The sequence below is a fragment of the Vibrio sp. Sgm 5 genome (genome assembly GCF_026241575.1).
Classification (GTDB): Bacteria; Pseudomonadota; Gammaproteobacteria; order Enterobacterales; family Vibrionaceae; genus Vibrio; species Vibrio jasicida.
Window position 1 is genome coordinate 35722 of record NZ_JAPHPY010000019.1, and the last position, 17403, is coordinate 53124.

Consider the following 17403-nt stretch of genomic DNA (forward strand, 5'->3'; position numbering starts at 1 on the left):
CCGTTTTTTATGCCGTTTTTATACTGGTTCTAAACGCTACTCGACAGGTAAGTGCCCTGTCTTTACCCAGATGATCGTCTCTTGATCAACAAAAGGAAAATGCTCGCTCATGTGTGGGTTGCGTAACCACGTATGCTGGGGGTAGTGACCTAATTCATCATTAAACTCACCAGACAGAACAAAGATCTCTTCCCCTCCAAAATGGCGATGAGGTTGAAACTTTTCACCTTTAGGCCATTTGACCAATGCAACATGCTCGTGTTCGAAGTTGTGCAATGGCATTACCTCCAATCCACCAATACCCGGTAACCATTCGGTTTGGTTGGTATTGATGCGTACCGTTTCCAGATCGTTAGGATCAAATTGATTAAGTTTCACTAAGATCACGCAACCATCTTTGCTGAATGGGGCATGTTGGCTTCCCGGAGGGTTTCGTAGGTAAGTTCCCGCTGGGTAATCGCCATGTTCGTCAGAAAACACCCCTTCGAGCACCAGTATCTCTTCTCCATATGGGTGAGGGTGGGTCGAAAACTGTGAATTTGGCTCATAACGCACTACGCTGGTGGTGTGCCCAGATTCTTTGGCTTCTCGTTCTAGTGGCTTTCGCCAAACGCCTAATGCTGGGCTGGCAATCCAATCTTGTTGTGCGGTGTTAATCACCAACCGTTGTGAAAAATCCATGTTTAACATTGCTTGTTACCGGTGTCAGTCATGTTTGGAATAAATATATACCCAAGTGACTTCAAGGTGCAGGATTCAGAGCGTTGTCACTGATTCAAGTTCAAGGAAAACAACGCAGCGTAATAGCAAGCTCTTTCCAAGTTGTTTGACGATGAAATTGCGTCAGTGACACGCTCCCAAAGGGCGAGTTGCCTTGGCTTGTATGCTTCGTTAACAATTTTTTATTTAGAGCCACTAGATCTTCAAATTGTTGCCTCGCGTTCAAACCAAGTCATTCTCGCTGAACCTAGCACTTTGAGGTTACTTGGGTATACACAGTTTCAAACTACACGTGTCTTGTCTGTTTGGCGGCTCTGATTTTTATCGTTTTAGCTCGCTGAACAAACATGAGGTAAGGCGGAGAGATGTGATGAGCAAACTGGATGTGTGATGGTCAATAATCATTAACCTTATGATTATTATTGATAATGTTCACACAAAATGATTTTACAAATTGTTACATGCTTCGCTTTTTTTAATCCTTGTTATGTTATAACATCCGCGAAATATTTGATGGTGTTATAACATAACAAAATAAGGAAAAACGTTGTGAATAAAAAATTGGTCTCTTTAGCGGTTGGTAGTTTGTTTGTTTCCCCAGTTTTCGCCGATACGCTTTCGAACCCTCAGATTGGCGTGGTACTAGACGGTTACTATCAAGATGGCCAGCGTCATAACTCAGAGCGTGAAGAAGGTTTTGGCCTGGGTCATACTGAGCTGAACATGTCTGCAAACATTGATGATAAATTCCACGGTGCACTAACGGCGGTTCTAGAAAGCCACGGTGATGAAACCGAGCTGATGCTTGAAGAGGCGTTTATTGAGACACTAGCACTACCATACGGCTTAAATGTACGTGCAGGTCGCTTCCTATCTGACTTTGGTTACCTGAACAACCAACACATGCACACAGACAGCTTTGTTGAGCGTCCAATTGCTTACCGTACTTTCCTTGGCTCGCATTACTACGATGACGGTGTGCGTGCAAACATTGTTCTTCCAACTGACCTATATGTGAAGTTAGGTGTAGAAGCATTAAGCGGCAGCAAGATGTCTTCTGTTGAAGATGGCTCTGAAGTTGGCGTTTACACCACAACACTTAAGCTTGGCAGCGATTTCTCAGAGTCTTCAAGCTGGCAGTTTGGCCTGAGCTACCTACGTAACGAAAACGGTAAGGTAACAGAGTTCGAAGATCATGATCACGGCCATGCAGGCGAGCACGATCATGACCACAGCCACGCAGCTGCGGTAACGGGTGAAAACTTATACGGTGCAGACTTTGTATGGAAGTGGGCGCCAGATGGTAACTACAAGTACAGCAACTTCACGCTATCTGCGGAATACATGTTGCTAGACGGTGTGGTAGACAGCAAATACAAGAACGATGCTGAATCGCCAGACAATCTAAGCGCATACTACGTATCGGGTGTTTACCGCTTTAACCCAAGCTGGTCAGCGGGACTTCGTTACGGTGAAGCTGAAAGCTACGATGGCCATGCGCACGGCGACCACATGCACTTCACAGCACTGAATGATAAAGAAATGGATGCGATGATCGCATGGGATTCTTCTCACTTCGGAACTATCCGTGCGCAATACACTCGCATTGATAACCAAGACAGCGAGACAGACAACGTATTCACTCTGCAATACGTGATGACATTTGGAGCGCACGGTGCACATGCGTTCTAAGCTGACATTAAATAAATGCAGTTTAGCGATGATGGCGGTGGGGGCTGCCATCATCTCTTCACCTGCTTTGGCTCTTAACATCTTTGTTTGTGAGCCAGAATGGAAAGCTCTTCTCGAAAGTCACGCCCCAGACGCGACCATCTATTCTGCGACCACCGCCAAGCAAGATCCTCATTACGTACAAGCTCGCCCTTCTTTGATTGCAAAGATGCGCCAAGCCGACATGGCCATGTGTTCTGGCGCGGAGTTAGAAGTAGGGTGGTTACCTATGCTGCAAGTTCGCAGTAGCAATGGTGCGGTACAAAACGGTTCACAAAGCATGATCTACGCGACTGATTTCGTGCGCATGTTAGACACTCATGATCATGTCGACCGCAGCATGGGGGACATTCATGCGCACGGAAACCCCCATGTGCAGTTTGCGGCTAATGACATTATTCCCTTGTCACATGCGGTGACGAAACGGTTACAAGTGCTTGACCCAGACAACGCGCAAACCTATCAATTTAACGGCATGAAGTTCCGTGCCCTTTGGCGTAAAAAGCTCAATGAGTGGAATGAGAAAGCTGCACCATTGAAAGGCAAGCAAGTTGTGGGGTATCACGCAACCTATCGCTACTTGTACGATTGGTTAGGCATGGAGCAAATTGCTGACTTAGAGCCTAAACCGGGCATCTCACCAACCACATCACATCTGCAGTCTTTGACTAAGTTGGACTCGGATTCTTTTGAAGCGATTGTCTACTCGTCGCATCAAGACAAACGTCCTGCGAATTGGTTACAACAACATACCAACAAGCCTCTGATTCAACTACCCTTGACGGTTTCTGATGGCGAAAGCTTGGATGAAATGTATGACCAAGTTATCGATGATTTGTTGGATGTGCTCGTGCAACCTGTTCCGGTGAAGATCTAAATCATGGCAGATTATGCATGGCTATTACCCGCGGTGCTGTGTGGCTTGATCGCTCTGGTTGGTAACGTGGTACTCGGACAGCAAGTGCTAAAGCGTCAGATTATCTTCATCGATTTGGCGGTGGCACAAGTTGCCGCCTTGGGGGCAGCGCTGAGTCACTATTGGTTGAACCAATACGATCTCTTCTCTGGTTCTTTCTTTGGTGAGATGGTTGGCCCTTGGGTGATGTCATTATTACTTTGCGGTTTGATCGCCTTAATGGAAAAACAATATCAGCAACATCTAGAACCGATGATTGGCAGCTTGTTTGTGGTATCCGCCTCTCTAGCGATATTACTGGTGAGTAAAGATCCGCACGGTGCCGATTTTATCCAAGGGATTCTCAACGGGCAGTTGTTGTGGTCGACATGGGATGATGTTTGGCCTTTGGCATTAATCACCGCAGCGATGTTGTTATTGGTGTGGCTCAAGCCAGAATTCATGCAGGGCAGTGGCTTCTATCTCATCTTCGCGATATTAATGCCGATTACGGTCAAGTTAACGGGCATCTATTTAGAATTTGCCTTGTTGGTGATTCCGGCTTTGTGTGCGGCAGCACTGAAAGGTACAAGATTCTTCGTTGCGAGCATCAGCATTGGCATCGTGGGGATATTGTCGGGCATCGCGGCGTCAGCGTATTATGACTTACCAAGTGGGGCGAGTATCGTGATCACCTTGTTCATTGCAGGCATGTTGTTCAATCTTTTGCTTCAGCCTTGGCTGCAAAAAGCGCAATCCGTTCATGAAGAAACAGCATGAAAACAGGCTGAGGAACCTGCTTGAACGTTGACCTAGTACTTTGGCTTAATGATAAAAAGGCTCCGCGTGAACGGAGCCTTTTGTTTAGCACTGCTTTTTCTTATTAGTAACCTTGCTAGTTATTAACTGATTACTTAGTTACTTATCTCCTAATATATTAGCAAGATTTGAACAGAGGGAGAGTCTGAGGTTGGATTGAATCTGTCAAAGTGTTATCCAGCGCAGGGAATAATTGATTAATTCCCGTTTCAGACAGTCCTAACCACGCCATTAAGCTCGCATGAAGCTGATCGGAAGAGATGGTTGGAATCACACGCCCACGCGAGAGTAAGTAAGGGCTTGTCTCAGATAAGTCTGGATATTCACCCACGATCGCTTTTCCTGCTACACCGCCGCCCATCACCAATGCGTGGCTTGCCCAGCCGTGGTCCGTACCATCCGTACCGTTTGGAATCAAAGTTCGGCCAAATTCCGAATGGGTGAAGGTTGTTACCTGACCAAACAAGCCATTGTTTTCCAAAGCTAATTGGAACGCGGCCATCGCTTCTGCCAACTCTTGCAGCAAACCCGTTTGGCGGCTAATTTGAGCTGAGTGAGTATCGAACCCGCCTAACTTACAACTAAAGTACTGCGCAGGATGTTGGAACTGATCTTTATGCAGCAGCAGTTTAAAGACCGCTTTTAGTTGATTACCGATGCGTGTTTCTGGGAATACCTCAGTAATCTCGGCATTCAAAATGGCGCTGAACTCCTGATACATTCTGGTCGAGTCCACCGCAACACCAGCATAGTGAGACTGAAAAACGTTGCCGTAACTGCCCGTGTTTTGCAATTGATCAAACAGATCTCGCGAACGTTGGTCATTAAAAATATCGCTCGGTGGTTGAGAGCCGACCGAGTTAGATTGCGCCTCGATACAGTTGGTCCACACTTGCGTGCCGCCAATATCAAACATTGGCGACAGCTCATTTAGACTGCGCAGCATAGTGCCGAGCTCGGTGGAAGTCTTAGCACCAAAGCCCTCTTTCGACAGAGACTTGGTCGCATGAGACTGAACCATAGTGGATTGATGAGAGTGGCTGAACAAATGAGCAGGGCGAGTACTCTCACCATAAATCACATTGTTTACGCGCTGTGTCAGTGGACCCAGGTTCACAACAGGTACAAGGTTAGCATTATCCCAATAGGTCTTGAGCGCAGCCATGGCAGGGTTTAATGCTAGCTTGGCGTCATCATTGACCGCATCTAAATGAATACAGCTCGTCTCATTCAAAGCCAAGTTGCCACGCAATGCTCGATATTGGCTGTTCGCCGGTGCGGCAGTAGGGATCAGCATATTGTAGCCATCGTTACCGCCCGCAAGGTCGATACCCACTACGGCGCGATAACCGTTTTTGCACTGATTGAAAGAGTCTGCAAAGGCAGGAAAAGCAGCAAGGTTAAGTGCAGAAACCCCAACACCAGCGGAACCTGCTTGTAAAAAACGACGTCGTGTTAAGTTCATGATGATTACCCCTGTGTGATGAATTCTGGTGAAAGCAATGCGTTCATAACGAGATTCTTAATCTCTTTGCGCCATTTAGATTGGCGACTTGGGCACTGGGCGAGGTAATCGAGATAGCATTGACGAGCTTGCTCACTCATTTGATAAGCAAACAAATGCTCGTTTAGGTAATCCACTACGCCTTCGTCATCAAAAGCAAGGTATCGGGTGAACAGCACTTCATCCATGTACCAATCTTTGACCTCTTCCTCGAAACGAGCGACAAGCTCACGGAACTGAATCCCATATTGGTAGATGTCATGCCATTGGTACACATTGAATTCTGGTGCCACTAGACCATTAAAATCAGGGTGGTTTGGCGCATCATCAGGTTGGTAATAATAAAACACAGAAGGTGCTGACAGTGGCAACGTTCGGTTATACCAATTGAACTGTTTTGGCCACATCAATACGCCGTCGCGTCGCTTCACTTGTAGCGCGCGCATCGCATGGGTAAACACAGAAAGCGGGTCACGCAATTTACCCACCGTGCTGCCAGAGCGAAGCGCGTCTTTGTCGGTTAAAATCGCTATCACTAGCGTTTGCATATCACCATCGGAGCGCTTGAATGCGCGGCGCACACGACGAACGTAGCCCGCTCTAGGGTTACTGGTCACAAGCTTATTGATGAAGAATTTCGTGACAAATGTATAGAGCGTGTTTTGGCTCATCAAGAGCTCAATCACCGCTTCTAGTTCTTCTTCTGCGGACAGGCCTGCGGCAAACTTCTTACCTAATATGCGTTTTTCACCCATATCATGCTCGCCGCGCGGCAACATTGGCTGGCTGTACTTATCGTCACCGCGAATATCGATGAACTTCCAACCGGTAAAGACACGCGCCAGTTCTTCGATGTCCTCTTGCGTATAAGATGGCACTTCGTTACCTTCGGCATCCAAACGCACTTCACCGTTGTTACGCAGTTTAACTGGGCCAAGCGTGAACAGTTGCAACAGTTCACGTGCGTAGTTTTCATCTGGGGCAGTGAGCTCGTTAGAAACGTTATTCACAAAAGTCAGGTACTCACCCATGATTGGCGATTTCGACACAAAGCGAATCACATCGCGGAAGTTTCCGAAGGCATTATCGAGCAATCCGTCGAAGTAATTACACATGTAGCGACGCTTAGAAGCCGCTTTAAATGCCGGATCTTTCACACTGACTACGAACAGTTGAGACAGGGTATAAGCAATACGCTGACGCAAGATATCATCGCCTTCGACTGTCATGCGTGTCCAGCTGCTGGCGTTATACAAGCCTTGCCCTAAGTCCGGTACGTTGAGCTCATCTTGCTCAAAATGCTTCAGCCAAGAAGACGGTGTAATAAGTGTTTGTTGAGCGACCCAGTTTTCAATGCTTCCTGATTGAACAAGGTCATTAATGTCACGTTGGGAACCCCCAAACGTGCATTGTTGCAGCGTTCTTGCCGCGTCTATGTAAGCCTGATTCATTTTATCTCCCGTAGGTATTCTTATCTTTGTCAGGTAAGGCGTCTCTTTTCACGTCCATATTTAAAAACACGCTGTATCTTTAAAATCGTAATCCAGATTTTTGATATCAAGAATGTAATACCCGCAGGTTTAATGTGACTTTGCTGCCTAATTTAAAAATTATTCGTCTGAGCTTTAAATGAAAGGCGAGTTATTCAACAAAAAGCGCATTTGTTGCACAGGTTGATCGGCAGAACGGTGACGGAAACGAACTATTTGGCAAACCATCATCAAGTTGCCTTGATTAGTTCACATCCGACTCCCAGACTGTTTCTATAGTTTTTATAAGATATGAAAGACCCTGCGTATGAGAAGCGCAGCAGTAACGCGACTAGGCATAAAAACAAAAAACGCTAGGGATACAAGCGAATTTGTAATCTCAACATTTAAGGAAGACCAAGATGAAACCGGAAAAAGTAGCAGTAGTCACTGGTGCGGCTCGTGGTATTGGCCAAGCGATTTGTGAGCAATTACTGGAGGATGGATTCCACGTAGTCGGGCTAGACATATCGCCCGTGGAATGGAGCCAGTCGGCGCAGCTAAGCAGTTATCAAGTGAATTTGTGTGATGCCGCAGCCGTCAGCGAAGTGGTAGAAAGTATTGTAGAGCAGCACGGAAGAATCGATGCGCTAGTTAACAACGCGGGCATCACTCGCGATGCACTGTTGCCAGACATGTTAGAGCAAGATTGGGACAGCGTTATCGACGTGAACCTAAAAGCGGTGTTCTTACTCACCCAGCGCGTTGCCCCTGTCATGCTAGAGCAGGGCGCAGGCAGCATTGTCAGCATTTCTTCTATCGTGGGGACGGATGGCAACATAGGTCAGAGCAACTACGGCGCAAGTAAAGGCGGCGTTATTTCAATGAGCAAAGGCTGGGCGAAAGAGCTATCAAGAAAGGGCGCGCAAATCCGCGTCAACTGTGTAGCGCCAGGCTTTATCGCCACCGATATGACCAAGAACCTGCCAGAAAAAGTGATTCAAATGATGGAGGGCAAAACCCCATTAGGTCGAATGGGTTCAGTGCAAGACATCGCCAATGGCGTCTCCTTCTTAACCTCCGACAAGAGCGCCTACATCACTGGCCAAGTACTCAAGATTGATGGCGGGTTAGTGCTTTAACCTTCGACACTCAGCCTCAAATAACAAACGCCCTTTACTTATGTGAAGGGCGTTTTTGTTGGGGGGAGTCAATTGAGTTGTTGGCTAACAGTTGTCCCATTCCTTGTTAGTAACGTTCAACCTCACAAATCACAGTGAGATGGTTTGAACTACTCCTTCTAATCAGCAGAGTGTCTATGAAAGTGGGGTCTTACCAACTTCGCCAACTAATTCGAATAGGCCGTCTTATCGCCATTTTTTAACCTACCGAAGAAACGTGTTCTCTGTTAGAGTCACCGTCAACTACGCTATTGAATAAAGACACCCACAGATCGCATGTAATTGATGGATTTTTATTCACCCTTAGAACTCATTTTAGGAATCCCTAGTGACTAACAACGAAATTTTACGTCGTATCCAACACGCGTTAAACCTTAAAAACGCACAGATAATGAAAGCTTTCGGGCAGGCCGAAGTTACTGTGGCTCACGATAAAGTGGCAAACTGGTTAAAAGATGAAAGCGACAAATCTAGCGTTAAGATGAAGGATCAAGAGTTAGCGGTATTCTTAAATGGCTTTATTAACCTCAAGCGAGGCAAAAAAGACGGCGAGCAACTTAAGCCAGAAGTCGCGTTGACCAACAACATGATTCTCATGAAGCTGCGCATTGCGCTAGACATGAAAGCAGAAGATGTGTTGGACGTATTAGAAGTGGTTGGTATTAGTTTAAGTAAATACGAAATTGGTGCGTATTTCCGCAAGCCAAACAACAAAAACTACAAACAGTGTGAAGACCAACTGCTGTGCGACTTCTTAAATGGTGTGCAGTTTACCAATCGTCCCGATTCTGAAGAGTTTACTGGGTAATTTTTATCTCGAATCGAACGTGGTAATTGATTAAAAAAGCGAGAATCATTTCATTTGGTTACTCGCTTTTATCATGTTAAAGACCGATATTAGAGCTTCACAATCACGTCTACTCCTTGTCTTTCTTCAGTCGATACCTATCAAACCACGTTGAAATCTGGTCGGCTTTTAGAATCAAGACACACACCGCCCCCTATGACCCCACCAAGCTAAAACCTTAAGCCAGTGAGGGCCTCTATTCTGGTCAAGCTATTCTAGACATCTTGTAGTGATTCACTAAAACTGGCCACGTATATAGAGTTTTTCCATACTTTTGGTTATGCGAGCAGGGTCACGACTGACGCCATTAGTAACACGGAATTGTCCAAAACCTTCATAGACTGGATTTATACATGTTGTGATCACCAAACACTGAAATCTATGATAAAAAGCCCTTCCTACTTCTAGAAAGGGCTTTTTTCTTTCGTTCTAACTATCTGGCTAGGCTGTCATTAAACACAGGACTAGCCAAAGTGATGAACCTAAAGTTACTCAGTAGGCAGTATGGTGACTGGGGTGAAAGATGCCACCGCGTTACCACCTGCGCCAGGACGGTCAGCATAAGGGGTTTTCTGCAGTAGGGTGTAGTACACGTCTACAAAGTCATCATCGTTAACCAAGATATTGTTTGGAATCAACTCAATGATTTTGCTGGTGATCTGAGGGATGATCACATAACCCTGTACCTCTGGATCAGGGATCATCTTCAGTACTTCTTCTGCGGCTTTGACCAGCAGTTTTGCAAGCTCTTTATAGTTGGTGCCGTCATCGTGCTCCATCAGAATAATGTCTGCTGCGCCCCAGCGGTAACGAGGCCAAAAAATGATGGTTTGATTTGGGTAATAGGTTTGCTTGTCGTAATCCAGATAAGGCATTTCGACCAGATCAATCTGCGGTTCTAGACGGCTGGCATCAACGCCCGTTACGATCGCGTAGATTTCGGCTTTACCTGAGATCCAAGGTTCTCTATCCACTGCTAAACGAATCTTTGTAAGCTGAGTGGTGTTCAGTTCTTCCGGTTCTGATTCGGATATAGAGTGACGAGCCTTGCCGATTAGAGGTTGTTTTGGAGGGTTGTCGGCACTGTCTTTACCGTCGGCATTAATTTGGGTAGTCATGCCAAGCTGGTTCAGCTCTGCTTGCATTGCCATCAGGCCAGCTTTGAGCTCTTTTGCGCCATCACTGTCAATCACGAAGACAGGGACATCCGGCATTTGGTAGACGTCTAACTCATGAACTTGTCCGTACACGTAATACGCTTCAATATATTGCCAATCGGCATCGTCACCGGATGGTTCGAATGCGAACAGCGGGCTCTTACCATCCTTCCAAGCATCAATCATGGTTTCATTAGCCATGCGGATTTCAAGAACGGAGTCACTGAAGTTATTGATACCTTTCATCTTGCGATAGCTAAGATCGGCTTTTTGCATCTCGCTTGAGAAGGTCGAGTAGGGTTGAGCTGAATTCAGCTTGTCTATCGGCATCGATAAACTTTTTTCGGTGATCTGAGCTTTCAAAGAAGACTCAAGATCGGCGTAGCTGGCACTGATCTGCGATGCTAACGATTGTTTTTGCTCAGCAACGTTGGTTGAGGTTAATGACGAGGTAGTTGTGTTGATGCTGTCTGCATAGGAATGGAAGCCAACCACCGTGGTAGCAAGCGCCATACTGATCGAGAATGATGGTCTCATAAAAAGTCCTTATTTTAATTTTTATCACTAGTAGAGTATTTACCCTATAAGGATCAACCTATCAATTTCGTGAATGTGTGAAAAACTTCGCTTGGATTTTTTGTTTCAGTGTGCAGCACAAGATCTCAATTTTATTAAATTTTATAAAATCCATTGAGTGTTAACTTGATATTTCATAGTTTATAAATTGGTAAATAAGGAATTTGTGGCGTTATTAACTGTTGAATCTGTCTGTGTATCAGCTATCGGAATCGTTTTATGAAGCCGCTAGACAATAAGAACCATTGTGGTTTTTGATCACCGTTCGGTGCTCAAAGCCTTGCACGATAAGGTCCGCATCTTTCAATTCATCTTCTCTATGGCTAGTGAGTAGCGCGACCGTAAAGCATCCAGCTCTTTTCGTTGATAATACGCCTGAGGGGGAATGTTTGAACGCTAATTCAAGATGGGAGAACGGGCAGGGGATGGTACACACAGCTTAAAAGCCAACAGTCATAGCTGTTGGCTTTTTTGAAGGGCTAGTGAATCAATTGATATAAGTTGGATACTCTCCGTTTTTCATTCTCGCCTCTATTTGATTTATCACTTTTGGCAATTCTGCAATGGTCTCAATAACGTAGTGCGCACCAGCGGCGTAAAGCACTTTTTCTGCGGCTTGTTTTCGTTGTTCGATTTCTGTTGCTGTCATTGCTTGGAACTCTTCTGGCGTCGCTCCGAACTCGTTACCTGATACAGATAGACCAACCGTCCACATGCCTGCGTTTAGTCCTTCGTGAATACCAGCGACGGCATCATCAACCTTCACGCAATTGCTGACGCGTGTTACGCCCAAATCAATAACGTTCTTTAGTGCCATCCATGGGCCTGGGCGAGAGCCTGCTGCAATTTCATCGCTCGCAACCACACAATCTGGCGCAGATATCATCGTGGAGTTGGGAAGCTAGTGCTCCCAACAAGGACTCCGAATACATTAGCGCAAACCAACTCCGTTATGACTTATTTGTAGTTGCAATAACGGGGCGGACCATACATTTTTGTGGGACAACAATATTGGGTTGTGGGTATGCGATTTCTTCATCAGAAGCTAGAAACATTCACTTTTCCGATATCGAATATTAGCGTTGTTACGATTGTGCGAATGATTCTCGCACATTTAGAGCAAGAGATTAATTTTTACCTTTCAAGTTATTGAATTTATAGGGAATAAAATTTAATGAAGAAATGCATATCTATTATTTTTACTTGGTGTATAGTGTCGGCAGCTCAAACGGTGAGTTATTGATAATATATTTAGTTCAAGATCTTCTCAGTTTTTTCGATTAAGTTCGTCATATCTATCCTGCGATACCTTATTCTTTATTCCTTATTTAGTAGCTTTCTTTTTAACTTAATCAATGTATCGAGATATATTATGTCAAATAAAACAACTGGCTCAGTAAAATGGTTTAACGAATCTAAAGGTTTTGGATTTATCACTCCTGATAACGGCGGTTCTGACCTGTTTGTTCACTTCAAATCAATTGTTAGTGAAGGCTTCAAAACATTATCTGAAGGCCAAAAGGTTTCTTTTGTTGTTGAGCAAGGTAACAAAGGCCCTCAAGCGGGTAACGTTACGTTAGTGTAAGACATTTCTAAAAAGTCTCTTCTGTCGAGGAGACTTTTTTACTTTACGTTTAATAAAGATCCCGAAGGTTCGAAATACGAATAAAAATAAATATTGGGATCGATAAGGTAAGAAGTAACATGAGAAAACCAGTAAGAAAATCAAGCAAGAAAACACAGAAAAACAACTTCGAAGAACGGTTCGCTGCGATGGTAAAAGAATACCAAGAAGCGAAAGAAATTCTCGAGTCTATGACTGAAGGTTCATCAGAATATTTAGCACAGAAAAAAGCATGCGATAAACTTTTTGCAAACGCTGAACGATACATCAATAAAAAATAATGAATTGAAATGGCTTTATTCTAACCTGAATAAAATTAACTAAAATTATTTTGCTTAGAATCACTACATTTTTAAAAGCCTGAGCCTCAGTTTTCTGCAATCGTTGGTTCAATCTGTGTTGATCTCATTTAGAAAAATCATTGAATTACTGTTGCCCACTTATGTTCTGACTTGTGTAGTATCATTGTTGTTTTCATAGCCAATATGAACGCGGTGCGAAATTCAGTAAACCACCAAAAATAGGATGATATATGAGCAAGCTACCTAAACCGACACAAAAGCAGAAGCAATTTAGTATTAATCCGAAAGGGAAAGGGGTTAAGCGGATACCGGAAGAGTTGAAAACAATGGGTGTTCGCAAACGCATAGAAGAGATTGAGGAACAAAAAGAATGGGATAAGGAGTGGGGATTATGAGCTCAAGAAACCTCTCTGAACTTATCAATACGACACTCCTCTTACACTCCGAAAAGCTGAGCAACTTGGACCGAGACATGCTTACAGGTTTACGAGATCAACTTAATCGTGAGCAAGCTTTGTCAGACAAACAAGTTAAACTGTGTCAAAGGCTACTACGAAAAACGAATCAAACCTGTGTATTTATTCATGACGTTCCAAACGAATCATGATTGCTAGCCAACGTCAGTCTTCACTGCTATCTACCCAGCCATCATCAAGCGTCATTCGACTTAGCATCTGATCCATTAAATCTTTAATCTCAATTCGCATTGCGCCCTCTGGCGCATGATGCTCAGCTGAGCGCTTGGCGTTCGTTAGACTTTTCATGAAGATAGCTTCGCTATCCATCACGGCGTGTTTCGCGTTGAAGTAAGTGACCTGATAGGTCGGCATGGTACTATTCCTTTTGTGGGGACGTGGTGATGTGACGCTTTCAATATAGCATTGTTTCACGCTTAAACGTTCGAACTGACTTGGTTTCTTGCCAAAAGTTGACTAGGCAAACAACTGATTATCAAGGAGTATGGACGGAAAAGACCCGTCACACAATGGTTATTACCTCGCCCCACAAGCCTGCGCACTACGAGTATGTTTCATCGCTTCCCACTGTTTAAGCAACTTAACGTTCCATTTGCCATAATATTACGTGTGTCCCAGGCATGTCGTAGTTGTTATCCCCAAAGCTTGTCTGTTGAAAAGCATCGTCTTTCTATGAGCTATCTTGTGCTTGTGGCGTTTCTAAGCTCAGAGGTGATCCATTCGGTGTTTTACACATCTTATTCGTACACAACTATCTTATTCAGCTCTGACTCCAATTCAGTCATCAGCAATACTAACTTTTCTTGCTAAAAAGGTAGAAAAGTTTATGGTATTGTTAAGTTGAAATTGAGTATCATCATGCAATTACAGAAAAAAAAATCCAAAGTATCGCTAAACATTAAAATTTCATCAGACTTAGATTATCGTCTTAAACGAGCGAGAAAAGCAGCACGTGAACAGGGGTTGATGTTCAACGTATCTCAAGAAGTTGAAAAGTTTCTTGAGAAGGAAATAAAGAAAGTTGAGCGCCATCTATCAATAGATGAAGAGATTAAGGATAACTTAGAGGAACTTGGTGGTCTAAATATGGATAAGCTAATGAAATCAATGGATTAATGAAAAGTACTTAAACTAGTACTAATTAGAATAGATAAGCTTGGAGATGATTATGGGAACGATAATTGGGTTATTGATTTTGGCTGTGATCGATGTACAGCTAAAGCGTAATAGCGGGTTGCATTTGCATCAATGGATCGCAAAAAAATACAGTGATTATCAAAAAAACAAAAAAACACCTTTATGACTTACCAATGCCACAGAATTGATTTGAGGCGTGTTTCTATTAGAAAAATGCTCAAAAATAAAATCCAGGCTGGTAGGTTTACAGAGGACATTTTTGTGGTCGGGTACTTACTATACTTGCTCTAATTTTTAGCCGCTCTAACTCAAAAATGTCCTAAAATGAGTTCCATCGATAGCTATTGAAGAAAAAATCGCCCTTAACGTTATCGTCAAGAGCTTGGTTCACTCACCCCGAAGCTACCTTTCACGCACGTAGGTTGTTTGAACTAAGGTATCCAAAACAACTTCGCTCTTGGTGACTTTGAAGTTCAGCGGCTGTTCCAAATCCCCAAATAGAGGTGCGCCGCCGCCAAGTAGGATAGGGAAGCGCGTGATCACCATTTCATCGATAAGATCTTCTTTCAGGAAGTTCTGAATCGTTACACCGCCGTCGATGTAAAGATCGTTAAAGCCTTTTGCGTTTAGATCCGCAAGTACATCTTTTAGCTCGCCTTTTACTAGAAAGACTTTGTCTTCGTAGCTTTGTGGCACTTCTGTCATGGTGTTGCTGAGTACGAACACCGGTTTGCTGTATGGCCAATCGCAATCAAAGCTCAGTACTGCATCCAAGGTATTGCGTCCCATCACCAAGCCATCAATGCGTTCCATCAGTGAGAAGAAGCCAGTATCAATATTGTCTGGGTTTGGTACTGAATGTAGCCAGTCGAGTTTGCCCTGTTTATCTGCGATGTAACCGTCCAGACTGGTTGCAATAAATACGATATTTGCCATGGGTACCTCATTAAAATGTTGGTGCTTGAGCCAAGTTAAAGGTTAGGTTAAAATTAATTCTACAATGTAGAATAATGCTGAGTTTATCGGGAAGATCAAATGTCTGTCAACGAAAAGAAACGCGGAAGACCGGCCGCCAAGCAGTCGCAGCTAAGCGCAGAAGGCATCTTAGAATCGGCCAAGCTATTGATGAAAAAGGATGGAAAGGTACCAAGCATTCGTTCGTTAGCGACGCAATTAAATGTCGATCCTATGGCGATCTATCACTACTTCAAAAATAAGAATGCCTTGCTTGAAGCGTTAACCACATCGCTGGTGGAGGAAATTTATCAACCTCAAATGAATGAAGATTGGCAAGGTGAACTCAAAAGCTTGTCTGTTAGCTACATTGCACTGCTACGTGAGTACAACGGGTTGTTGCAAACCATGTTGAGCATGACATCCCATGGCCCAGCTCAAGTGTTTACCGAGCGTTATCGAATCATTGTTCAGCCTTTGGGTTTATCCCCGCAAGTGGAGAAAGACAGTTTGGACTTGCTGGCGGATTACCTACATGGGTTCGCGTTCTCGATCAGTTGTTGTCACGATGCAAGCTTGATTAAGACTGAGATGATGGATGGACCGCTGAAGCTGATCTGTTCCTCGTTGTTGGTATCTCGAACCTAGCTCACATTAACGTGTACTTTTTACTTATAGCGTGAAAGAAATTCCCATAACCAAAGGTTCTAACTAAAAGAGATTGAAGGACTTTTATTTGGCGAATTCGACCTAATATCTTGAATAGGCTTTATCGTATTTGGCGATGGGGACATTTGATTATGCTTGCTGGCGTGATTAGGACGTCAGTTTGAAGATGCATTCAAACACAATAAGGGATAACAATGACTAACGAATATACTCCACCAAAAGTTTGGACAAACGACAACGAAAACGGCGGCCAATGGGCAAGTATTAACCGTCCAGATTCTGGTGCACGACATGAGCAAGCGCTTCCAGTTGGCGAGCACCCATTCCAGCTTTACTCAATGGGTACGCCAAATGGTCAGAAAGTCACGATCATGTTTGAAGAACTGTTAGCAGCAGGTGTAACGGAAGCAGAATACGACGCGTATTTGATCAAGATTGGTGATGGTGATCAGTTTGGCTCTGGTTTTGTGTCGGTGAACCCAAACTCGAAGATCCCTGCACTAGCGGATCATTCCGGTGATGAGCCAGTGAACGTATTCGAATCTGGTAACATCTTGTTCTACCTCGCGGAGAAGTTTGGTCACTTCCTACCACAAGAAGGTGCAAAGCGCGCTGAAGTCATGAACTGGTTGTTCTGGCTGCAAGGTTCTGCGCCATACCTGGGCGGTGGTTTTGGTCACTTTTACGCATACGCACCAGAGAAGTTCGAGTACCCAATTAACCGTTTCACGATGGAAACAAAACGTCAGCTAGATGTACTGGATAAGCGTCTTGCGAACAATGAATTCCTTGGTGGTGATGAGTACAGCATCGCTGATATCGCAACCTGGCCTTGGTACGGCAACCTAGTATTGGGTCGTGCTTACGATGCGGCTGAATTCCTAGATGTAGCAAGCTACAAAAACGTCGTGCGTTGGGCAAAAGCGATTGATGAGCGTGAAGGTGTTAAACGTGGTCGCATTGTTAACCGCGCATGGGGTGAAGAGTGGGAGCAAGTGGCAGAGCGTCACAGCGCATCAGACATTGATGTGGCGCTGGCGAAAAAGCCTGAATAATCGCCCTTTCTGAATAAGTAAAAAGGAATGCTTCGGCATTCCTTTTTTTGTTTCGTCGAGAGGCGTACGCAAAGTAATAAGTGATCGCCTTGAAGTAAAGCTGCGTAACAAAGAATGTCATAGGACTAAGTCCGTTCCAGTGGTGAGTTAAAATCCCTTGACCAATAACTCATTGCTTTATTCGCCCCAAGACCTTTGCGTATGGGGCTCTTTTAAGTGTAAGAACGGAACTTATTGAATACGGTGACGAGCATAAAAACGAGCGCCAAATGGACGCTCGTTTCTCA

At 44.4% G+C, this 17403-nt stretch carries 18 protein-coding genes; 11 read left to right on the forward strand and 7 right to left on the reverse strand.

Features of this window, described 5'->3' with window-relative positions; all coding sequences use genetic code 11:
• Positions 1-36 precede the first annotated feature (36 nt).
• Positions 37-690 (reverse strand): cupin domain-containing protein, encoded by a 654-nt coding sequence (locus OQJ86_RS12310; RefSeq protein ID WP_038882405.1) that lies wholly within the window; start codon positions 688-690, stop codon positions 37-39.
• Between the two features lie 579 nt (positions 691-1269).
• Between OQJ86_RS12310 and OQJ86_RS12315 the strand changes: the two genes are divergently transcribed.
• From OQJ86_RS12315 to OQJ86_RS12325, 3 genes are read left to right on the forward strand one after another with little or no spacing between them, the layout of a single operon-like run.
• Positions 1270-2412, forward strand: a complete 1143-nt coding sequence (locus tag OQJ86_RS12315; RefSeq protein WP_038882403.1) for a hypothetical protein — start codon at positions 1270-1272, stop codon at positions 2410-2412.
• Positions 2402-3328, forward strand: coding sequence for a metal ABC transporter solute-binding protein, Zn/Mn family (locus tag OQJ86_RS12320; RefSeq protein ID WP_265987937.1), 927 nt, complete (start codon positions 2402-2404; stop codon positions 3326-3328). Before OQJ86_RS12315 ends, OQJ86_RS12320 begins: the two co-directional genes overlap by 11 nt.
• 3 nt (positions 3329-3331) lie before the next feature.
• Positions 3332-4126, forward strand: a complete 795-nt coding sequence (locus OQJ86_RS12325) for a metal ABC transporter permease (protein WP_038882400.1) — start codon at positions 3332-3334, stop codon at positions 4124-4126.
• 157 nt (positions 4127-4283) lie between these two features.
• Here OQJ86_RS12325 and OQJ86_RS12330 read toward each other — a convergent pair whose 3' ends face one another.
• Positions 4284-5630, reverse strand: a complete 1347-nt coding sequence (locus OQJ86_RS12330; protein WP_265987938.1) for a DUF1501 domain-containing protein — start codon at positions 5628-5630, stop codon at positions 4284-4286.
• 5 nt (positions 5631-5635) lie between these two features.
• Positions 5636-7120, reverse strand: a complete 1485-nt coding sequence (locus OQJ86_RS12335; RefSeq protein ID WP_265987939.1) for a DUF1800 family protein — start codon at positions 7118-7120, stop codon at positions 5636-5638.
• Between the two features lie 440 nt (positions 7121-7560).
• Between OQJ86_RS12335 and OQJ86_RS12340 the strand changes: the two genes are divergently transcribed.
• Positions 7561-8280, forward strand: coding sequence for a beta-ketoacyl-ACP reductase (locus OQJ86_RS12340; RefSeq protein WP_265987940.1), 720 nt, complete (start codon positions 7561-7563; stop codon positions 8278-8280).
• Positions 8281-8647: 367 nt separating this feature from the next.
• Complete coding sequence (locus OQJ86_RS12345; protein WP_038882396.1) at positions 8648-9127, forward strand: DUF1456 family protein; 480 nt, start codon at positions 8648-8650, stop codon at positions 9125-9127.
• A 527-nt stretch (positions 9128-9654) separates the two neighbouring features.
• On the opposite strand, the gene OQJ86_RS12350 is transcribed toward OQJ86_RS12345, so the two are convergent.
• Both OQJ86_RS12350 and OQJ86_RS12360 read right to left on the reverse strand, forming a co-directional pair.
• The gene (locus tag OQJ86_RS12350; protein WP_265987941.1) at positions 9655-10860 is read right to left on the reverse strand and encodes a DUF3103 domain-containing protein; all 1206 of its coding nucleotides are present in this window, start codon (positions 10858-10860) and stop codon (positions 9655-9657) included.
• Between the two features lie 526 nt (positions 10861-11386).
• Entirely contained in the window at positions 11387-11716 is a 330-nt protein-coding gene (locus OQJ86_RS12360) for a hypothetical protein (RefSeq protein WP_416236452.1), read from the reverse strand.
• 555 nt (positions 11717-12271) lie between these two features.
• Here OQJ86_RS12360 and OQJ86_RS12365 point away from each other — a divergent pair.
• From OQJ86_RS12365 to OQJ86_RS12375, 3 genes are all read left to right on the forward strand, one after another.
• A complete protein-coding gene (locus tag OQJ86_RS12365; protein WP_038865127.1) occupies positions 12272-12484 on the forward strand; it encodes a cold-shock protein in 213 nt (70 codons plus the stop codon).
• Between the two features lie 119 nt (positions 12485-12603).
• Positions 12604-12804: a hypothetical protein gene (locus OQJ86_RS12370; protein WP_038882393.1), complete on the forward strand. Its 201-nt coding sequence runs from the start codon at positions 12604-12606 to the stop codon at positions 12802-12804.
• 251 nt (positions 12805-13055) lie between these two features.
• The gene (locus tag OQJ86_RS12375; protein WP_164492023.1) at positions 13056-13220 is read left to right on the forward strand and encodes a hypothetical protein; all 165 of its coding nucleotides are present in this window, start codon (positions 13056-13058) and stop codon (positions 13218-13220) included.
• A 225-nt stretch (positions 13221-13445) separates the two neighbouring features.
• Here the strand turns inward: OQJ86_RS12375 and OQJ86_RS12380 are convergent, their stop codons facing one another.
• Complete coding sequence (locus tag OQJ86_RS12380; protein ID WP_038882392.1) at positions 13446-13655, reverse strand: hypothetical protein; 210 nt, start codon at positions 13653-13655, stop codon at positions 13446-13448.
• A 504-nt stretch (positions 13656-14159) separates the two neighbouring features.
• Between OQJ86_RS12380 and OQJ86_RS12385 the strand changes: the two genes are divergently transcribed.
• Positions 14160-14417 carry a hypothetical protein gene (locus tag OQJ86_RS12385; RefSeq protein ID WP_038865133.1) on the forward strand — a complete coding sequence of 86 codons (258 nt, stop codon included), beginning with the start codon at positions 14160-14162 and terminating at the stop codon, positions 14415-14417.
• A gap of 423 nt (positions 14418-14840) precedes the next feature.
• On the opposite strand, the gene OQJ86_RS12390 is transcribed toward OQJ86_RS12385, so the two are convergent.
• The gene (locus OQJ86_RS12390) at positions 14841-15374 is read right to left on the reverse strand and encodes a dihydrofolate reductase family protein (RefSeq protein ID WP_265987944.1); all 534 of its coding nucleotides are present in this window, start codon (positions 15372-15374) and stop codon (positions 14841-14843) included.
• A 99-nt stretch (positions 15375-15473) separates the two neighbouring features.
• Here OQJ86_RS12390 and OQJ86_RS12395 point away from each other — a divergent pair, with 99 nt between their 5' ends.
• Positions 15474-16040, forward strand: coding sequence for a TetR/AcrR family transcriptional regulator (locus tag OQJ86_RS12395; RefSeq protein WP_237303878.1), 567 nt, complete (start codon positions 15474-15476; stop codon positions 16038-16040).
• Between the two features lie 215 nt (positions 16041-16255).
• Positions 16256-17116: a glutathione-dependent disulfide-bond oxidoreductase gene (gene yghU / locus OQJ86_RS12400; protein WP_265987946.1), complete on the forward strand. Its 861-nt coding sequence runs from the start codon at positions 16256-16258 to the stop codon at positions 17114-17116.
• Positions 17117-17403 lie beyond the last annotated feature (287 nt).

Bases quoted from the DNA above. Each gene is read 5' to 3' on its own strand.
- OQJ86_RS12395 (WP_237303878.1), top strand. From the start codon at position 15,474: ATGTCTGTCAACGAAAAGAAACGCGGAAGACCGGCCGCCAAGCAGTCG.
- OQJ86_RS12380 (WP_038882392.1), bottom strand. From the start codon at position 13,655: ATGCCGACCTATCAGGTCACTTACTTCAACGCGAAACACGCCGTGATG.
- OQJ86_RS12375 (WP_164492023.1), top strand. From the start codon at position 13,056: ATGAGCAAGCTACCTAAACCGACACAAAAGCAGAAGCAATTTAGTATT.
- OQJ86_RS12310 (WP_038882405.1), bottom strand. From the start codon at position 690: ATGTTAAACATGGATTTTTCACAACGGTTGGTGATTAACACCGCACAA.
- OQJ86_RS12340 (WP_265987940.1), top strand. From the start codon at position 7,561: ATGAAACCGGAAAAAGTAGCAGTAGTCACTGGTGCGGCTCGTGGTATT.
- OQJ86_RS12365 (WP_038865127.1), top strand. From the start codon at position 12,272: ATGTCAAATAAAACAACTGGCTCAGTAAAATGGTTTAACGAATCTAAA.
- OQJ86_RS12320 (WP_265987937.1), top strand. From the start codon at position 2,402: ATGCGTTCTAAGCTGACATTAAATAAATGCAGTTTAGCGATGATGGCG.
- OQJ86_RS12350 (WP_265987941.1), bottom strand. From the start codon at position 10,860: ATGAGACCATCATTCTCGATCAGTATGGCGCTTGCTACCACGGTGGTT.
- OQJ86_RS12330 (WP_265987938.1), bottom strand. From the start codon at position 5,630: ATGAACTTAACACGACGTCGTTTTTTACAAGCAGGTTCCGCTGGTGTT.
- OQJ86_RS12385 (WP_038865133.1), top strand. From the start codon at position 14,160: ATGCAATTACAGAAAAAAAAATCCAAAGTATCGCTAAACATTAAAATT.
- OQJ86_RS12360 (WP_416236452.1), bottom strand. From the start codon at position 11,716: ATGGCACTAAAGAACGTTATTGATTTGGGCGTAACACGCGTCAGCAAT.
- OQJ86_RS12325 (WP_038882400.1), top strand. From the start codon at position 3,332: ATGGCAGATTATGCATGGCTATTACCCGCGGTGCTGTGTGGCTTGATC.
- yghU (WP_265987946.1), top strand. From the start codon at position 16,256: ATGACTAACGAATATACTCCACCAAAAGTTTGGACAAACGACAACGAA.
- OQJ86_RS12390 (WP_265987944.1), bottom strand. From the start codon at position 15,374: ATGGCAAATATCGTATTTATTGCAACCAGTCTGGACGGTTACATCGCA.
- OQJ86_RS12370 (WP_038882393.1), top strand. From the start codon at position 12,604: ATGAGAAAACCAGTAAGAAAATCAAGCAAGAAAACACAGAAAAACAAC.
- OQJ86_RS12335 (WP_265987939.1), bottom strand. From the start codon at position 7,120: ATGAATCAGGCTTACATAGACGCGGCAAGAACGCTGCAACAATGCACG.